The sequence below is a fragment of the Chitinivibrio alkaliphilus ACht1 genome (genome assembly GCF_000474745.1).
Taxonomy (GTDB): Bacteria; Fibrobacterota; Chitinivibrionia; order Chitinivibrionales; family Chitinivibrionaceae; genus Chitinivibrio; species Chitinivibrio alkaliphilus.
Window position 1 is genome coordinate 74,514 of record NZ_ASJR01000006.1, and the last position, 18,975, is coordinate 93,488.

The 18,975-nt window shown below is 44.8% G+C and carries 13 protein-coding genes; 12 read left to right on the forward strand and 1 reads right to left on the reverse strand.

Annotated features, from left to right (window positions below; genetic code table 11):
* Window positions 1-86: 86 nt before the first annotated feature.
* The 9 genes from CALK_RS04085 (at window position 87) to CALK_RS04125 (ending at window position 13,032) form a co-directional block, all read left to right on the forward strand.
* The gene (locus tag CALK_RS04085) at window positions 87-2,885 is read left to right on the forward strand and encodes a hypothetical protein (protein WP_022636394.1); all 2,799 of its coding nucleotides are present in this window, start codon (window positions 87-89) and stop codon (window positions 2,883-2,885) included.
* A 25-nt stretch (window positions 2,886-2,910) separates the two neighbouring features.
* Complete coding sequence (locus CALK_RS04090; RefSeq protein ID WP_022636395.1) at window positions 2,911-4,950, forward strand: hypothetical protein; 2,040 nt, start codon at window positions 2,911-2,913, stop codon at window positions 4,948-4,950.
* Window positions 4,951-4,963: 13 nt separating this feature from the next.
* Complete coding sequence (locus CALK_RS04095; RefSeq protein WP_022636396.1) at window positions 4,964-6,916, forward strand: carbohydrate binding domain-containing protein; 1,953 nt, start codon at window positions 4,964-4,966, stop codon at window positions 6,914-6,916.
* Between the two features lie 58 nt (window positions 6,917-6,974).
* Window positions 6,975-7,328, forward strand: a complete 354-nt coding sequence (locus tag CALK_RS04100; RefSeq protein WP_022636397.1) for a hypothetical protein — start codon at window positions 6,975-6,977, stop codon at window positions 7,326-7,328.
* Window positions 7,329-7,468: 140 nt separating this feature from the next.
* Complete coding sequence (locus CALK_RS04105) at window positions 7,469-9,304, forward strand: ABC transporter substrate-binding protein (protein ID WP_022636398.1); 1,836 nt, start codon at window positions 7,469-7,471, stop codon at window positions 9,302-9,304.
* A complete protein-coding gene (locus tag CALK_RS04110) occupies window positions 9,305-10,426 on the forward strand; it encodes an ABC transporter permease (RefSeq protein ID WP_022636399.1) in 1,122 nt (373 codons plus the stop codon).
* 3 nt (window positions 10,427-10,429) lie between these two features.
* Window positions 10,430-11,272, forward strand: a complete 843-nt coding sequence (locus CALK_RS04115; protein ID WP_022636400.1) for an ABC transporter permease — start codon at window positions 10,430-10,432, stop codon at window positions 11,270-11,272.
* A 10-nt stretch (window positions 11,273-11,282) separates the two neighbouring features.
* On the forward strand, window positions 11,283-12,257 hold the full coding sequence (locus CALK_RS04120; RefSeq protein WP_022636401.1) for an ABC transporter ATP-binding protein: 975 nt from the start codon (window positions 11,283-11,285) through the stop codon (window positions 12,255-12,257).
* Window positions 12,247-13,032: an ABC transporter ATP-binding protein gene (locus tag CALK_RS04125; protein WP_022636402.1), complete on the forward strand. Its 786-nt coding sequence runs from the start codon at window positions 12,247-12,249 to the stop codon at window positions 13,030-13,032. Before CALK_RS04120 ends, CALK_RS04125 begins: the two co-directional genes overlap by 11 nt.
* A gap of 25 nt (window positions 13,033-13,057) precedes the next feature.
* On the opposite strand, the gene CALK_RS04130 is transcribed toward CALK_RS04125, so the two are convergent.
* Window positions 13,058-13,822, reverse strand: a complete 765-nt coding sequence (locus CALK_RS04130; RefSeq protein WP_022636403.1) for an HAD-IIB family hydrolase — start codon at window positions 13,820-13,822, stop codon at window positions 13,058-13,060.
* Between the two features lie 178 nt (window positions 13,823-14,000).
* Here CALK_RS04130 and CALK_RS04135 point away from each other — a divergent pair, with 178 nt between their 5' ends.
* From CALK_RS04135 to CALK_RS04145, 3 genes are read left to right on the forward strand one after another with little or no spacing between them, the layout of a single operon-like run.
* Window positions 14,001-14,867: a carbohydrate kinase family protein gene (locus CALK_RS04135; RefSeq protein ID WP_022636404.1), complete on the forward strand. Its 867-nt coding sequence runs from the start codon at window positions 14,001-14,003 to the stop codon at window positions 14,865-14,867.
* A 9-nt stretch (window positions 14,868-14,876) separates the two neighbouring features.
* Entirely contained in the window at window positions 14,877-17,027 is a 2,151-nt protein-coding gene (locus CALK_RS04140; RefSeq protein WP_022636405.1) for an HAD-IIB family hydrolase, read from the forward strand.
* The gene (locus CALK_RS04145) at window positions 17,011-18,972 is read left to right on the forward strand and encodes an alpha-amylase family glycosyl hydrolase (protein ID WP_022636406.1); all 1,962 of its coding nucleotides are present in this window, start codon (window positions 17,011-17,013) and stop codon (window positions 18,970-18,972) included. Before CALK_RS04140 ends, CALK_RS04145 begins: the two co-directional genes overlap by 17 nt.
* Window positions 18,973-18,975 lie beyond the last annotated feature (3 nt).

The following is an 18,975-nucleotide window of genomic DNA, read 5'->3' on the forward strand; positions in this document are numbered from 1 at the left end:
AAAAGCAGGAGAGACGGCAAAAGAGGTCTTTCTTTGTATATATTTATGGTGAATTACTACTGCCTTCAAAACAGAGGAGGATATTCTTGTATAAACGATTTATTCTTTTGGTAAAAGCGGTTTTTGCAGTCTGTCTTATGGCACAGTCTGTGTTTGCCGTTTCACAGAGGGTGATGCATACTCCCTCTCATGAGCTTCTCGATTCTGTGGAGAAGAGTCGTGATGAACTTTCTGACAAGTATGCATCTACGGTGGTTGATGCGGGGTCGTTCCCCGTAGAGTTTGGTGGGCACGTACAGCTCATCACAGATCTATATCGATATGGTGATTTGGCCGACAGTTCATACCTCATGTATGATCGGCAGAACTTGCTTGTTGGCCATGGAAATCACCTACTCAATCTTGAAATGCGTGTAAATCCGGGCAGGAATGTTGATTTCTGGGCAACCATGGGGGTGTACGCGGCCTACCGAGGCTTTTCTTTGTTTGAAAGTGATCCAGCTTATCGCCCGGGACATCACTATGAAGGAGAAGGTGTTTCCGTTGACGAGGACCTTTCAGCGGGTATTGCCATCCGCACGCAACTTGCTTCTTTTATGCTCCAGGCAGGGGCGATAAACTGGATTGAAGCATCGCCTCTTTCTGTATGGAAAGGACAACCTCGTGTGTTTGCATGGGAACGGATGCCCTACGAAATAGAGCAGCCTATCAGTCAGTTTTATGAATATAATATTGCCCACGGCTATCGTGAAGGGCGTGCTGCATGGAATAAGAAACCTTTCCAGGGTATTCATTTGCAGTCGGAGAATCTTCCCGGTGATTTTGGCCTCGACTTTTTCTATGGCGTTGGAAGCCCGATTGACAAGGCGTTAAGAAGTCACGTGGGAGCCTCAAATGAACTTGAGTATCAGGCTGATTATAGTGAGCTTGCCGGCACTGGCTATGGGGATTCCTATACGAAGCAGCTGTTTTATCGCATTCATAGGAATATGCTCGTCGGGGAGCAAAATAATCAATTGCGTATTGGTGTGGGGAATGGATATACCCTCATTTCTGATGATATTCTCTATGCAGAAGAGCATTCCTATCGCCATAATAGTCATCGCTATTTACTCAATCGCTTGTATCAATTTGGTATGATGAATTCCCTTTGGCGCGATTCAGAGGGGAATGAACATACGCCCCGGGACATGGGGCTAGAGGCAACCCAAGATGGGGATGGGAGGTTCTTTTCAGCAGAGCCGGTACATTTTGGCTATGGTCAGTGGATGGAGCCTCGGTTTTTCAATCTTGATGTAGCGGGAACTGCGGGAGATCGCATCCGCTGGGAAATGGATCTCGGTTTTAGTTATATCGATACCAATCGAGTGTATGTAGATCCTCATATTGATGGATGGAGTGACTTAAGTCTTACCAATAGAACCAATTGGCTTTTGGGACAACGGGTTGATGGGATGGATGACCGTATTGAGCAAATGCCCATACATACCGCAGAGACAGAAACGCTTCGCAGTGATGTGGCAGCAGCTCTGTATGGACAGTTTCAATATGGCAATGACAACACTCCATGGAACTTTACCGTAGAAGGGATATATGCGGGAGAAGGGTATAATGCTCCCTACTCCTTTGTGGCCTCACATGACTACTTTTACCCCTTGGGTTCAAACATGCTTGGAGCTCAAACATTTGTAAACGGAACCTCGGCATCTCCCTATTCTCAAAACACCGCTGGTGGGATGCTTACCGTAGAGCCAGAGCTACCTCATTGGTATGGTCACCTTCGGATGAAGTATGGGTATACCCAACAACTTTCTGATATGCGGGATATTATTTTCTTTCCCTATCGTCTGAATGGGGCTGAGTTGAATGCCTCCATGGAAAGCTCTTACAGCAGATACGGTACAGGGGAGATGACACAGCCTATTGGTGGAGCATCTCGGGAATATCAGGCTCGGTTGGGAGATGAAAGCTTTCGAACCGCAGGTGAAACGCCGCAGTCTCCATCCAGTGGTGGGCTTCGCGGAGATTACATGTCTACCTATGAAGGGTTTGTTCCCTATACTGAGCCGCACATGGCCATTCTAAATCTCCTCAGTGCCTCAAGTGATATTGCACGAACCCGGGACCTCTCACGTGTGTGGGATCCGGAAGAAGCAGGGTTGCAGGATGCGGGTTTTCTGAATGTCTTGGATGATACGCGCACCCTCTATTTCAACGGTCGTGATGACATTGAGATTAATCCAGGTTCCATACGAGTTGTAGATAATGGAACAACTCAGTATTACTCCTTTGAGCATTCTGAGGGAGATGATTTCGTCACTGTTCGTGTACAAGATGAAGAGGGTGATGAGGTTCATTCCTTTGAAGAGAGTCTCTTGAGTGAGACCGGGTTTGTTCCTGAAAGCGCGAAAAACAGCTTTTCCTTTGCCTTTGACTGGGGAAAAGATTTTAGCGAATATCTCGGGTATTCAAATGACTTTTTTCTTTCGCTCTACTATGAAATAAGCGGTATTGCCAGTGATGGTTTTACTCCCTTTGCGTTTGACAGTTCTGATGATGATGTTATGCTCTTGTCTCACTATCTTCGTAGTGAACCTGCAGTGGGCTTTCTGAATAATACCTTATATCTTGTTGGTCTTTTTGGTATAGAGACGTGGAAGTCGGATCACGGATGGGTTATTCGGTCGGATGAGGATGGTGAGTATCTTGCCCGAAGCAGTATTGACAAGGTTGACATGGCGTATGGTATTGGCTTTGACTGGGATGTCCTTCGTCGGGTAACCTTAAGTAGTCGGTATAAACGATATACCCACGAAGATAAGAATATCGGTTTCAATGATTATACGGGAAACCATTTTAAGTTTGAAATTAAGGCGTTTTTCTAGAAAACGATAAAGGAGTTTAGAATATATGAACTGCACAAAAGGTTTTACTACAGTATTGGTATGGGTGGCGCTGTTGTGTTTTTCGGTGACAACTCAGGCTCACGCAAGTCAGGGCAGCCACGAGGCACGACTTGACAGTCTAATGGAACAGGTCGATGCAATAATGGCGAAGGCCGGCATCGGGTTTGGCGGGGCGTTTCAGTCTCGGGGGTTTATTTCAAAAGTTGAGAGTGATAGTCCAGAAATGGTACGTCCTAATGCAAAGCATCGCGAGGATATTATGAGTACCACCCTAGACTTATCTATGACCGCTCGTCCTCTTGATGCCTTGGGTGCTCGTGCGGAGTTTCGCCTGCATAATGACTGGCGGAATATGCACACCTCATCAACGACTCCTGTGCATACACGGTGGTTGAGTATTGACGGCCACTTCAACTATCGGGTTTTGTACAATGTCGGTGATTTTAAAACGCGTATCTCTCCTTTCACAATTTGGGCACCGGAACCCACAATTATGTATGAACCGGAGATATTTGCGCAAAGTAGACGAAATACCATGGGTGAGGAGTTCTTGGGGGATAACAACCGTGTGTTACAAGGGCTTAATGTTCGCGTTCCCATCGAGATAGATCCCGTATTTGACCTGTTTGATTTTACGGTGCTCGGAGCGCGTCTCAGTTCAACGTCAAAAGATGACCCCTTTGCCCCTTCCGTGATGGATCCGGTGATGATGGACCGTTATCTTTTTACATCAAATCTTGATCTGGTTATTCGTGAAGGTCTCGGCCTTGGTATGACCTATATGTATAACGGTGATGCCCTTGATACCTATGGCGATACATCGCGAACTCGTTTCTCAGAACATTCAAATAACGTACTTGCTGTGCGTGGTATGTTCGGGTCTGATCTTTTTTCAGACATGAACGAGACATTCTCCTTTTTACTAGATGGTGAGTTTGCCCTTTCTGATTTTGAAGAGTCTCCTAAGCGGTTTACGAGTGATGAAGGGGTTGTTGATGATGATGATACAGAGGGACGTGATTTTTCAGGGTACGCTCTTCGCCTTGGTGCTGAAGCCGGACTGCATACCGATGCGGGACAGGTGATTCTCAATGGTGCTTTTATTAGCAATGAGCATACTTTTACAAACGAGCTTGCACAGAGTCCTGTTTTTTGGCGCACCAATGTTATCAATACTGAAGCGCTTCCTTCAGACCATGGCCCGTTAAATTATAATGCTTTTAATGCCTTATATCGCCATGTGTTTCATTTTGCTCCTTCCGGTGACAATGCCGAGCGTCTCGACTATCTAAAACGCCCTATGAATAAGATTGCGTGGACGCGGGCAATTATGGGTACTGATGAGCCTGAAGCGCTTATGGGGTCTCGCGGGTTTTATACCCTCGAAGAGTATCAGAAGGGTGAACATCTTGGTATGATTGATCGTGAACTTTCTCCGATACTTCCCTTTGGTCTTGCCACTCCAAATCGTCTTGGTGCAACTCTCGACCTTACTGGTGATGTCCTAGACAAGGCTGTCCAATTTAGTGGGACTGCACAATTCTACGAAGAGATGGAGCGTACCACCGTGGTTGATCCAACGGATGCTTCTATGCTCTTAGACAAAACTTCCTATGCGCAGTTTGGCGGTGGTGCAAGTGTTGATATCGCCCGATTAGGACAGTGGTACGAGCGCCCCATCCTCCTTTCAGGGAGTCATCTTTTTAGTTCTGTAGAAGGGCAATTAGGCTTAATTGACGAAAATAATGATGCCCAAATACAGGATTACACGCAGGATATTAATTTTACGAATCTGGGGCTTGATTTTCAATTTCATGACAGAATGGCTTTGCTCGGCGGGGTACAACTCTTACATTCTACTCATGATGTAACAGAGGTAGATCACGATTTAACCCAATGGTCAACCGGGATGCGTTTTACTGTTCGTGAAGGTGCCTCTATTACGACATCCTATGGTGTGATAGATCAGAAGTATACCATTGGCGGTGAAGAGCGTTCTGCAGAGTCAAAGCAGTTTGATCTCCTAATGACCATGAAGTTCTAAATTGAGGGTATCTATGTTGAAAAAAGAACTACTAATTCTATGTATTGGGGCTGTGCTGTCTGTGTATGGTACAGTCACCCTGGATACGCTGGATGTTGTTGATACACGGGTCGGTCCTGTCTCGGTTCGACCGTCTTCCCATGTGTTAGACAGTATACAACGTCATCGTGAACAATTTATCCGTGATGTTGATACGTCCCTGTTTTTCGTTTTCTTTGATGAAGATTATCCTTCAGGGGCATATACGTATGAGTATCCAGAGAATCTTTCCCGCATCTCTGTGCCGGAAGGTTCAGGACGAACTGGAGAAGTTGCTGTGCGATACGACTTGTATCCCGGTGATTATTCCGGTGCAGCCATTGCTTTGTATGGACGCCAGTTGGACATGACCGATATTGTGCATACCGGCGCTCTTGAATTTTGGGTTCGAGGGACAACCGGCGGAGAACAGGCACAGATTGGGTTTTCTGATAGTGAAGCAAGTGGCGTGAAGGTGCAAAACACGCTTCCCTTGTCTCGATATGGCGCAATACGTCCTTTCTGGACACGAATATCCATTCCCTTGGCCGACTTTGGGCGTCGGGGGTCTTACTGGGATGATCGACTTGATCGTGAGGAACATCTTCCCTTTGGATGGGATGAAGTTACGGAATTTCTCGTAACCATTGCTAAAAATGAAAATCCCGCATTTCAGGTGTATTTTGATGATATCGTCATTCGAACTGATGTATATGACTCTTCAAAAGCCTTTGATGAACCATATTGGGATGAAGTAGAACAGGTGTTATCTGCACCCGGCGCTCTTCCTGAAGGAATCTCCATACGTGAAGAGCTTTTCTCCGGGTATTTTACGGATGGAAGTTATGGAACGGTATACGGAGGTCTCACTTCTTTTACGTCGCAACCTGTAGGAAGTACTACCTCAGGCGATTCCGCTGTAGCGATGTATTTTGATAATAGTGATTTTTCCGGTGCTGCAATTAACTTTGGTGATACCTATGACCTTGATTCGCTTCGGCAACATGGTGCTGGTATCGGTTTTTGGGCAAAAGCTGGTCCGGGAACTGATATTGTTCATTTTGGCCCATCTGATTGTGAAGATGTGGACGGTCGTTCTGTTGGAACATCCTTGAATCTTGCTGATTATGGAGATCTTGGTACAGAATGGAGCTATTTTACGGTACCACTCAGAGAGTTTCCTGATGATGGATCATGGTGGAATCCAGAAACATTTAGCACTTCTCCGGGAGTGATTGACTGGAAACATATTTCTGATTTCAGTTTTACCACAAATAAGTATGGAAATCGGGTTCCTGTGGGAGAACCGGCGAAGCTTTTTGTGACAGATCTCGCCATTATTGATTCTGTACCGGGGTATGTAGATCCTGAAGCATACTGGGATGAGTTCTACTCAGATGCGCCGGATCAACTTGTCTTTGATTTTGAGGACTTAAGTGGCAGTTTTGGCGCCTATTCTGGAAGTGGGTCGAGTATTTCTGCGCAAGTTGAATATCAAGCTGACGTGAGTCTTCGCCCTCGTTTAGGCCGGAAATTCTTAGAGGTAAGTTATACCTTAGGTGATTGGGCGCAAGCAACGTATGATTTTGTTGCGCGCAATGCTCCGTCTCAAATGTATGATTGGAGTAACCATAAAGCAGTACGTTTTGACATCTACTCCCAAGCTGAAGAACAGTACATTGGGGTACAGGTAACCGATGCTGGTGGAGAGGCGTGGTCTGCAAATATTTCCGTTAAGGAAGGGTGGCAAAATGTCGTGGTGCCCCTGCGTCGATTCCGTAGAAATATTTACCAGGATGCCAGTGCTGATGCTGATGGCAAGCTTCGTCTCGACCAAGTGCAGCAGTTCAGTATCGTTCCACGAGATGTGGGGCACTCAAGTGTAGTGCGCATAGATAATGTGTATCTGACCAACTCTCTTGAGAATGATCCCTTTGAAGTTGAATAAATAAGGGAGTGAGGGTGTAAATCACCCTCACTCTGCTGTTGTTTCGAAAGGTGTTTTTATGAAAAAACGGAATGTTCTCTACCTCATAGGCTTGCTTTTCTTGTCAGTAGGAGTTGTGTGGTATGGAGGTACAAACCGATCTCTTTTAGCCTTTTGTGATACTCTCTTTGCGGGGGCAATGATTACACTGCTATTTGGGTTGATTCTTGTGATAATTAATAGCTCCCGTCTTCATTACTACAAGTATATTACGGAAAAATTCCGACGAAAAAAAGGCGCTGAGAGTGCTGAATCTTTTGAAAAAAGCGAAGCTCGACGCTTTTCCTATGTTGTCTATGGTGTCTATTTTGCTGCTGCAGGTGTTCTTGGTGTAGCGGTGTGTGCTTATCTTACAGTGCACTACTCTCTATAAGTTTTCAGTATTGTTACATCAGCAGATAATCCTATGACGGGTAATCTCTAAAAAACTCAAAAACATTCTTGCCGAGATATTATATTATTGTGAATTTGTGTTCTAATTTTCCACGTGGATTAAGAAAGGAAAAGGGTAATATGAGAAAAATGTGCCTGATTTTGTCTCTTTCTGTTTTGGCCCTTGCGATGGTGTCATGCGGAACTGATGACAGGAGTTTTGGGTATCCCCGAGAAGAAACATTGTATGTCGGGGGGTTGCAATGGGGATCTCCAACAACGTTTAATCCTCTTGCATGGTGGTCAGCTTTTCCTATTATGGAAGGAGGGAACAACACTGTTACGTATGAACCTCTCGTGTTGTTTAATAGTTTTACCTCCGAAATGGAACCGCTTCTTGGTACCATTTACGAAGAATCAAATGAGTACATTTCTGTTATTATGAACTCCGCAGCGCGCTGGAGTGATAACCGCCCACTTACCGCAGAAGATGTTAAATATACCTACGAGTTAGCTCGAGATAATTCTGTGCTATATTCCGGTGTGTGGGAACATCTCACTGATATTACTATTGACACCGTGAATGTTGACACCCTAGCAGATATCGTTTTGCCGGATGATCATTACGGGCAGCACGAGCGAATCACTTTTCACATGGAGGGAGCCGCACAACAAAATCCCCTTGCTGTATATGGGGCTCTTCAGTCGGTTCGAATTCTTCCAAAACATTTTTTTGCTGAAAAGTTAGAAGAACTGGATGGTGATTTTGAGGCACTGCGCAGTTTAACCCTTGGAGATTCGCCCATTATTTCAGGGCCGTACCAAATACACAACTATACCAATGAACGAATTATCTTAAAACGTCGTGATGATTACTGGGGCAATGACGCTCTTTTTGCAGGAGAAGAACCAGGGCCTCGGTATATTCTACATCCCATTCTTGAAGGCAATAGTCACTTTAACCTTGCTTTGCAGCAGGGTCGTATTGATGTGACTTCTACTTATCTTCCCCGAGTCTGGACGCGCCGCGATATGGGTGTGCAAACATGGTATGAAGAACAGCCCTATTACATGGCAGGTTCTATTCCAACTCTTGTACTGAATACCGAACATGAAGAGCTGTCAAGTAAGTATATGCGCCGGGCCATTGCTAGTGCCATTAATTATGAAGATGTGCGAGATCTTGCTATTTCGGGATACAGCGAAGATATTCAACCTGGTCTGATTCTTCCCTTTGGTAATGAAAAACAGTATTTTTCTGCCGAAGATGCTGAAAAGTATGGTACATCCTTTGATAAAGAGAAAGCCCGTAGCTACCTCGAGAAAGCTGGATATACTTCGGTGTGGCATGATGATGGACGCTTGAGCCATATGGAAAACGAAGATGGCGAGCCTGTCCGCTCTTTACGCATTATGTGCCCCTCTGGATGGACTGACTGGGAAGCCATTGTGCGTATTGTTGTACGAGATCTACGGCGAGCCGGTATCGATGCGTATCAAGATTTTGTGGATCAAGGTGTATATAGGGAAAGTCAGCCTGTTGGGCGTTTTGATATGATCTTGTTTACTCCTGCCCCTGAGCTTTCTCCCACAACTCCTCTTTCTCGTCTAGAGGGCGTTATGTCATCGCAGTTTTGGGCGCCCATCGGAGATAGAATGGAAGAAAACTATGGGCGATATAATAATCCTGAGTCTGACACATATAACCCTGCTGTAGACAGCTTGATTAAGAATATCCCCTTGATTACCAATCAAGACTCCTTGGTAGATGCCTATAGAAAGCTCAATCGTATTTTTATGAAAGACCAGCCAGCCATACCTCTGGCATATCGTCCAGAGCAGTATTACCAATTTACAGAAGCAGTATGGGAAAACTTTCCCCATGCGGACAATCCCGTTGGGCCTCAGTTAGTACCCACCATCGGTGCAGCACGGAATGTCCTTTGGAAATTACGATCCACGGAAAAAGGAGAATAGATGTTAAAACACAATCCTACGTTGAAGTATGTTATCAATCGTATTTTATGGTATGTCCTTACCTTTTTTGTAGCGATTACAATCAATTTCTTCCTCCCGCGTATTGGAGGGTCTGATCCGGTAACCTTAACTCTTAATAGAATGTCTTCTGGGATGACCCCTGACCGGGTTCGTCAGATGGAAGAAGATCTGAATGTACGGTATAATCTTGCTCGTCTTGATGAAGACGGGAACGCTATCCGTGCGAAGGTTGGGGCTGATGGTAATTTTGTGCGCGATGCCGAAGGAGATCTGGTTCCTGATGAGAAGGGGCGGGTTGTTCGCCGAAGCTTATTTAACCAATATCTCAATTACCTCGGGATGACCATGCGAGGTGATCTTGGTATGTCCATACAGCAAGATCGTCCCGTTGCGGAAATTATGCGGGAGTCCATACCTTGGACGTTGGCCCTACAATTTCCTTCCATCGTTATTGGCTGGATTGTTGGTAATATATTAGGTGTTCTTGCGGCGTATAAACGTGGCTCTTTTGATAAGATCCTTTTTCCTGCTTCTATGTTGAGCACCTCAATTCCGTTTTTCGTATTTGGTATGGTTTTAGTATATGTGTTTGCCATACAGCTAAACCTCTTTCCTGCGTATGGAGGGTATGCCTGGGAGTACACTCCAGGTTTAAATATGGGTTTCATCATGAGTGCAGGATATCACTTTATATTACCCTTTTTGTCAATTTGTCCGGTCATGGCTGGTGGGCAGGCAATTGGCATGCGTTCTATGTCGATTTATGAGTTGGGTACGGATTATATTAAGTTTTCTAAAACCCTTGGTATTCGCGAACACCGCATTATTAAGTACATCTTTCGTAACGCCATGCTTCCACAACTTACGGGATTGGCCATGATGTTGGGGCAAATGGTTGGTGGTGCTTTGATTACAGAGCTTATCTTCTCATACCCCGGCTTAGGAACAGCATTACTTGATGCGGTAAATCAAAATGACTATTTTGTTATTCAGGGGGGAGCCTTAATTGTGGCAATATTCCTTCTTATAGCAAACTTCACCGTGGATATTCTCATTGGTATTTTTGATCCCCGGGTAAAAGCCGGAAGAGTGGAGGGTTAATCTATGAAGCTATTTAAAAATCTTCTGAAAGAAAAAACGTTTGTTTTTGGATTTTTTACGTTTATAATTGTTATTCTTTTTGCCGTCATTGGGCGTATGTTTGTAGATCCCGTGACTTACGATAACTCCGTAGCGGGAACATATACGCCTCCATCAAGTTTGGCACTTCTTGGTACCGACCACATTGGGAGAAGTGTTCTTCCCATGCTTATCATGGGGTTGGGGTCATCCCTCTATGTTGGTCTTCTGGCAGGGGTGATTGCAACCTTTGTGGGCACCTTACTCGGTGTGTATGCCGGTTTTATTGGGGGGGTGCTTGATGATATCATTAATATGGTGACAAATCTCTTTATGGTTATTCCCATATTCGTGGTGTTACTCTTAATAAGTTCTGCCATAGAGGACGGGCGGTCTTTAACCTTAGTTGCCGTTATTATCGGCTTAACAGCGTGGACATGGACATGTCGGTCTGTGCGAGCACAGGTTTCCAGTCTTCGTACGGGAGACCATATTTCCCTTGCGCGGCTCAATGGTGACAGTACATTTAAGATTCTTTTTGTGCATGTACTACCCTACCTCTTCTCGTACATTTTTATGGTGTTCATTATTCAGCTTGCTACGGGAATCTTAATGGAAGCAAGTATCAGTATGATTGGTCTTGGTCCGGTAGAAGGTGTTTCCTTGGGTATTATCCTTAATGAAGCAAATGCAAATTTTGCTCTCATTGACGGAGCGTGGTGGGCCTTTTTCCCCGCTGCATTTCTTACCACTATTCTGGTCTTTGCCCTCTATACCCTGAATACCTCTATGGAAGGTGTTTTTAACCCTCGTTTGCGAAAAGAATAGGAGAAGCCTTATGGCAGTATTTGAAGTAAAAAATTTATCACTTCACTATAGAACACGATTTGGAAAACGGATTCACGCAGTGCAGGATGTGAGTTTCTCCATGGAAGAGGGAGAGATTCTTGGTATTGCCGGAGAGTCTGGATGTGGGAAAACCACTCTGGTAAGTGGGTGTATGGGGCTTTTTATTCCCCCGCTCTACCCCACAAGTGGTGATGTTCTTGTGCGGGGAGAATCTCTCATGGGACGAAGCCCAGATGAAGTACGCGAAAACGTACTCTCAAAAAAAGTGAGTATGATTCCTCAAGGGGCATTTAATGCTCTCAATCCGACTCGGAAAATTAAAGACCTTGCGGCAGATTTAATTATGAGCCATGAGAAAGATACGGTATCACGAAAAGATCTCTATCCACGTATTCGTGAGCGTTTTTCTATTCTCGGCATGGATACAGACAAGGTCCTCAATTCTTTCCCCATACAGCTTACTGCTGGGGAAAAACAGCGATCGGTTATTGGTATCTCAACGTTGCTGAATCCCGGTATGGTAATTGCCGATGAGCCCACTTCTGCCTTGGATGTAAGTACGCAGAAAAAAATTATCGGCATGATCTTTGACCTGCTTGATAAGAAGATTTTCTCAACAATGATGTTTATCACCCATGAGCTAAATCTTTTGCGTCATGTGGCTGACCGTATTGCCATTATGTATGCTGGTCAGATTGTGGAGCTTGGTACAACAGAGCAAATTGTTTTTGATGGAAGACATCCGTATACACAAGCCTTAATGGGCTCCATTATGAGCGTTGACGAAAATGAGAAAGACAAGAAACCGGAATCCCTTGAAGGGGCGCCCCCGAATCTTGCAAATCCCATTGAGGGGTGTCGTTTTGCTCCTCGATGTAAGGTTGCACGGGAAGATTGTAAACATACTGAGCAGGTAATTCGTATGGTGGGTGATCGTGAAGTGAGGTGTAAATATGCCGAATAAAGATGTGTTTGAGTTTAAAAATGTTACCAAAAGCTTTGGTCATGGCAAAGATGTTACCGTTGCGGTAAAAAATCTTGACCTTGCCATTAAAGATCAAGAAATTGTTACCGTTGTAGGGGGCTCAGCCTGTGGAAAATCGGTTTTTGGAAAACTACTCCTTGGCCTATTGAAACCCACCCAGGGTGAACTGCTCTTTCGTGGGGAACCTATTGGTGACCAGATTGAGCATTGGCAGGAAGTGCAAATGGTCTTTCAGGATCCCTTTACTTGTTTTAATCAGTTTCTCCCTATCCGCCGTCAATTGGAAGCTTCTTTTGGAGTGTTTAAGGGAAAAAAACCTTCGGCTAAGGAGATTAAAAGACGGGTTGATGAAGGATTAATGGCGGTGAACATGAAGCCACAAGAGATTGAGGACAAGTATCCCTTTGAGCTTTCCGGGGGGCAGATGCAGCGTATGTTACTTGCGCGTATCTTTGCGCTTCGTCCGAAAGTATTGGTTGCAGATGAACCGACCAGTATGGTTGATGCATGTGTGCGTGCCGGCATACTTGATTATCTGCTGAAGCTGAAAGATGAGCTTGATATGACAATTGTCTTCATCACTCACGATATCGGTCTCGCCTATTATGTAAGTGATCGTATTTTTATTATGCACGATGGGGAAGTTGTTGAAGCAGGTGATCCTGATCAAGTCGCTTTTTCTCCGAAAAACCCGCATACGATTCAATTACTTGAGGATATTCCAGAAATTCACCGAGAGTGGATACAGCGATAAAAAAGAGGGCTTCGGCCCTCTTTTTTTATTTCCAATTAAAATAATTTAGCCCTTCAAGCACTCCTTCAGTAGCTTCACCTTGTGCGATAAAATTTCCTTCAATTGTACGTGCTTCCTTTTTGAGCTCTTCGGGTGTATTTCCTACAATGATTGAAGGAATAGTACTCATAAATACGGCATGGTCATTGCCTGAATCGCCCGCGTAAATTTGTTCATTCACGGGTATGCTGAGATGCTTTGTCAGCCATGATATTGCAAATAATTTTGACACCCCCGTGGGAACTAAATCTATAAGCCAATAGTCTTCTCGATGATCACGGCTGATAATTGGTTCCCACGGTGTATTCCGAAGGAGCTCTGCAAGCTTTTTTGTAACGCCATCTTTGTCCTGCGGCTGTACTGTATAACTTGCTTTAAACGGACCGTTGTTGGACTCATCCTGTGCCTGTATGGGAAGCGGGGAAAGCTTTTTTTTGAGTGATTCCACAGGAAGCTCTGCACAGATTTCTGCTAGGACATCATGATAGGCTGATGAGGGAAAGAACCCCTCTTCCCGTCTGATATATACAGAGGTTCCCACATCAGCAATAAGGTAGTCAGGCTCTGGAAGAGCGTAGGTTTGGATTGCTGCAATAATTAAGGCGTGGTTTCGACCTGAGGCATAGGTCAGTTGCAATTGAGATGACTGCTTTCTCCGACGAAGAATCTCCTGTAAGGCAGCACGTTCACCAGCACTGCCCCTGTTTGGGATCAAGGTTCCATCAAGATCTGTTATGAAAAAAAATGCCATGGGCAACTCCGTGTCAAAATAGTATAAAAGTATATGTTGTTCCCTCTTCTCATGCAAGGATCTCTTTGCCTGTCTTTGGTAAGACGAGGAGCGTTGTGTTTATTACAGCATGATTTTGCTTGAATTTTACTGTGCCATATTATATCGTTATATACTACCATCATAGAAAGGATGGACCATGAAAAGAAGTGTATTCGTATTCGGGGAAGTCCTCTTTGATAGTTTTGATACGGGAAAAACTGTTTTAGGCGGAGCCCCGTTCAACGTTGCGTGGAATCTGCAAGGATTTGGTCATACACCTCGATTTATCTCAGCTGTTGGTGCCGACGAAGATGGTGCGGCAATTTATTCTGCCATGGAACGTTGGCAGCTTAGTCGTGAATTTGTGCAACAAGATTATATTCATGGCACCGGACGTGTGATCATACACCTTGATAAAGAGGGGGAGCCACAGTATGATATCCTGCCGCAGCGTGCGTATGACTTTATACCCCGTACAGAGTTACCCCTAGAGGACGGAGATATCCTCTATTATGGCTCTCTTGCTGCACGAAGTGAAGTATCACGAGAGAGTCTTTTTAATCTTTTAGATCGTGATGAGCTGCTGTGCTTTTGCGATATTAATATTCGAGAGCCCTGGTACGATTCTACCTGGGGGGAAGAGTTGTTGCGTGCTGCGGATATTCTGAAGGTAAATCGTGATGAACTCTTTTTCTTGGCAGGAGGTTTCACCGAAGATATTGTAGATGCCGCTCACTTACTTCGTAAACGCTATGAAATTTCCATGATTGTGGTTACCCTCGGTGAAGCGGGAGCATGGGTCGTTGATGATACAACATCTATTAATGTACCCGCAGCACCGGTTCAATCGTTTGTTGATCCCGTCGGTGCGGGAGATGCCTTTGCATCAGTTGTTTTAGATGAGTTAGCGCACCATAAAAAGTGTACTAAAGAAACGTTACAAAAGGCGGGGGGCTTTGCTGCCCGAGTCTGTGGAATGTCTGGGGCAACCTGTTCAGATCGGCAGTTTTATCAGTCGTACTAAGGAGAAAAAATGGATAAGAAGCTAGTTATTGGGATGGTAAATATACACGGTCTGTTTCGTGGATATGATCAAGAATTAGGAATTAATCCTGATACGGGTGGACAGACGAAGTATGTACTCGACCTTGTAAAGGCTCTTTCACAGCGGGAAGAAGTAAAAGCCGTGTATGTATACACACGCCAGATTATTGATAAGAAGTATGATGCTTCCTATGCGCAGCTGGAAGAGCAGATAAATGAAAAAGCGTGGATTATTCGTATTCCCTTTGGTCCGAAACGATATTTACGTAAGGAAAAACTATGGCCACACATAGATAGCTTTGTCGATCAAACCCTAAATTACATCAGAAAGTCAAAGATTATTCCTCATGTATTTCATGGGCACTATGCTGATGGTGGATATGCGGCCAGCCAATTGGGGCTTCTCTTGGGTGTTCCCTCTATTTTTACGGGACACTCCTTAGGAAGAAGTAAGAAACGGCGTCTCCTTGAGAAGGGAAAACAGGAAGAGCGTTTGCAAGAAACCTTTCATTTTGATGAACGTATTGATGCGGAAGAATTCTCTCTTGACTCAGCAGCTTGTGTCGTTACCAGTACTGTTCAAGAGGTTGAGGAACAGTATGCTGAGTATTCCTGTTATCATCCCGAAACCATGGAAGTAATACCCCCAGGGGTTGATCTTGACTCCTTTGAGCCCTATGATGAAAGCAATACAGATACCGCTTTGACGCGGCGTTTTGAACATTTTCTCACAGAACCGGATAAACCTGCTATCCTTGCCCTTGCTCGTCCCGATGACAGAAAGAATTTTGCCACCTTAATACGAGCGTATGGAGAAAACAGAGAATTGCGTAACAAGGCCAATCTCATTCTTATTATGGGGAATCGGAAGGATATCAAGAGCTTCAGCCCAGAGCAGCGTAAAGTGCTCTATGAGGTATTATATTTAATTGATTACTACGATTTATATGGAAAGGTGGCCTACCCAAAACAGCACGATGGAGACGAGGTGCCCTTTGCCTATCGGTGGGCTGCATCGCGGCGCGGTATTTTTGTGAATCCCGCCTATACAGAACCCTTTGGCCTTACCTTGCTTGAGGCATCGGGGAGCGGCCTTCCCATAGTCGCTACTAATGATGGTGGCCCCCAAGATATTATAATGAATTGTAAAAATGGATTGTTAATAGACCCTTTTGATACACGGGATATGGCGCAGAAGATGTTGCGTCTGCTGACTTCCCCTGATCTTTGGCAACAGTATTCCCGTGCTGGTATCGAAAATACGCGTATCTATTATTCGTGGGATAACCATGTTGAAAAATATCTTAAAGATCTTGGAGAGATTGTTGTTGGTAATCGTCCGCGTATATTTAATGTTGCAAAACGAGATTACCGTCTTTCCCAGATTGATCGGATTATCATCACAGATATCGACAATACCCTGACGGGTGATGAAAATTCTCTGAAGGAGTTTTCTCAGCTGGTGCAGGAGATGCAGGGGCATATTGGGTTTGGCATTGCCACGGGCAGAAATAAGGATTCAGCCATGAAGCTCCTCTCCGAACTTGATGTTCCAGAGCCGGATATTATGGTAACATCTGTAGGTACAGAAATTTTCTATGGAAAGAAACAAATTACTGATGAGTCATGGCAGAAGCGGATCAATTACCGGTGGGATCGCCAGGGTATCAGAAATCTGTTTGATAATGTGGAGGGCTTTTACTATCAGGATGAGCCGCAACAATCAAAATATAAGATAAGCTATAAGCTTGATATGGAACGATCCATGTCGATAAAGAATATTAAGGAACTCCTATGGCGTGAAGGGTTTCATGCCAAGGTTGTTTTTTCCCTCGGTATGTACCTTGATTTTATTCCCATTCGGAGTGGAGACGGTCTTGCAATTCGCCAGCTCTCTTTCCGATGGGGTATTCCTTGGGAAAATATTTTAATAGCTGGTGACAGCGGTAATGATGAGGCAATGTTGAAGGGTGAAACCCTGGGCGTCGTTGTGGCCAACCACAGCATGGAGTTGGAGAAATTACGCGGATATCCTCGTATCTACTTTTCTGATAAAAGTCATGCTGGCGGTATTATCGATGGTATATCCTACTATAACTTTTTAGACACGATTGAGATTCCCAATGAACGAATTGACTAAGAATAGTGATACAGATACCTATCATGAGCATGCGCGTATCACCTTACGGCGGCTTATGCCCGTATTTGAGCGGCAATTGTCGAATACGGAAGAAGAGGTGCGGGAAACCTTTCTTGAACGGGTATCAACCCACTGGCCGCGCCTTTTCTCCCTGCTGTTTCAGCTTTACGGTCATCGATATGATTTCTTCTATCACCTGGAACAGCTTGCCATAGAGCTTTCGCAAACCTATTTAGAACGCCCCCAGCGTCTCAAAGAACGTGATAAGCAGCGGGAGTATGACCCAACGTGGTTTATGTCCAACGAAATTGTTGGAGGAGCGATGTACGTGGGGCTTTTTACGGAAAATCTCCAAAGTCTCCGTGAAAATATTTCCTATTTTAAAGAGTTGGGCATTACCTATGTACATCTCATGCCACTCTTTGAAGAGCGGGAAGGGGAGAGTGATGGGGGATATGCCATAAAGGATTATCGTTCTGTCAATCCTGAATTGGGAACCCTTGATGATTTACGTGAGGTGGCGCAGGCCTTTCAAGAGCAGGGGATTCTACTTGTTCTTGATTTTGTATTTAACCATACTTCGGATGAGCATCTATGGGCAAAGAAGGCACAGTCGGGCGATCCGGAGTTTCAAGATTTCTACTATATATTTCCTGATCGTACGATTCCCAATCAGTACGAAGAGCATTTGCGCGAGATCTTTCCGACGGTGCGGCGGGGAAACTTTTCGTGGCATAACGGCATGAAAAAGTGGGTATGGACTACCTTTAACAGTTATCAATGGGATTTAAAATATGCCAATCCATCAGTATTTCGTGCCATGCTTGGTGAGATGTTTTTCCTCGCAAATGTGGGAGTTGATGTGCTTCGTTTGGACGCCGTTGCCTTTATTTGGAAAAAAATGGGTACGAATTGCGAAAATCTACCGGAGGCACATCTGCTTATTCAGGCATTTAATGCTGCTGTACGGATTGCCACACCAGGGCTCATTTTTAAATCAGAGGCTATCGTCCATCCCCGAGATGTACTAAGTTATGTTTCACCGGAAGAGTGTCATCTGTCCTATAATCCGCTTTTAATGGCCATGCTTTGGGAAGCCTTGGCAACACGGAAGGTACATCTTTTGCATGAATCGGTAAGTCGAAAATTCTCCATTCCGCAAAATACAATGTGGTGTAACTATTTGCGCTGTCACGACGATATCGGATGGACCTTTGACAATGATGATGCATGGCGTATCGGCATAGATCCGGAAGGACATCGTGATTTTTTAAACCGTTTTTACACGGGGGATTTTGAAGGCTCTTTTGCCCGGGGGGTTCCCTTTCAGTATAATCCCGATACGGGGGATATGCGCATTTCCGGCACCCTCGCTTCCCTTGCGGGGCTTGAGCAAGCCATTGATGCTGAAGATGGGCTTTTGCAGGATATGGCTATCAAGCGCATAGTTCTCCTGAATAGTCTTATTATGAGTATGGGGGGAGTTCCCTTACTCTACCTTGGTGAAGAGTGGGGGGTGCTAAATGATTATGACTACATACATGATCCTCGAAAGTCTGAAGATAGTCGTTGGATTCACCGTTCTACCATGCGATGGGATTATATTGAAGGGCTTGACATGGAAGATTCGCTGCAGGGACGGATTTATCGACATATACAGCGGTTGATTCATTTGCGCAAAGAGCATACGGCCTTTTTTGGAGCGGCAATCGATGTCTTTTATAGCGGTAACGAACATGTTTTTGCCTTTATTCGTAATAATATGGGGGCGCAAATTGTTGTTTTGGCGAATTTTTCTGAGGAGCCTCAAGAGGTTTCCGGCAATGTCATAAGGTCTCACGCCATCGGTCGCTTCTTCTATGATATCTTTACAGAAGAGGAGATTTCCACCGCAAAACCCATTCCCCTTGGGCCATATCAGTTTCGGTGGTTAGAGCGTCGTTAGAAA